Below are 341 nucleotides of genomic sequence, written 5' to 3'. Positions count from 1 at the left end.
GCCATAACAGTCAAGGTGTCAGAGATTTCTTGGAACATCTGACGTTCAGTTTTTTCACCACGGTAGATTTGATTGTAGAGAATGCCGTCCTTGATGAAAATGACACGTTTAGCACGGCTGGCTGCAGCTGTTGAGTGGGTTACCATGAGAATGGTTTGACCTCGCTCGTTAATCTCATCGAAGACATCTAGCAGTGCTGCAGATGACTTAGAGTCTAGGGCTCCTGTTGGCTCATCAGCGAGGAGAATTTCTGGTTCTGTGATGATAGCCCGTGCAACTGCAACCCGTTGTTTTTGCCCTCCAGAGATTTCATAAGGGTACTTCTCCTGCAATTGATTGAT

At 46.3% G+C, this 341-nt stretch carries 1 protein-coding gene; it reads right to left on the bottom strand.

Annotated features, from left to right (window positions below; translation table 11 throughout):
- Nucleotides 1-341, bottom strand: a 341-nt coding sequence (locus ADH31_RS00200) for an ATP-binding cassette domain-containing protein (RefSeq protein ID WP_049508143.1), incomplete at both ends; no start/stop codon positions are given.

This window comes from Streptococcus pseudopneumoniae, from assembly GCF_001072375.1.
Lineage (GTDB): Bacteria > Bacillota > Bacilli > Lactobacillales > Streptococcaceae > Streptococcus > Streptococcus pseudopneumoniae_L.
The sequence above is the reverse complement of the archived record's forward strand: the minus strand, read 5'-3'. Positions and strand labels throughout refer to the sequence as shown.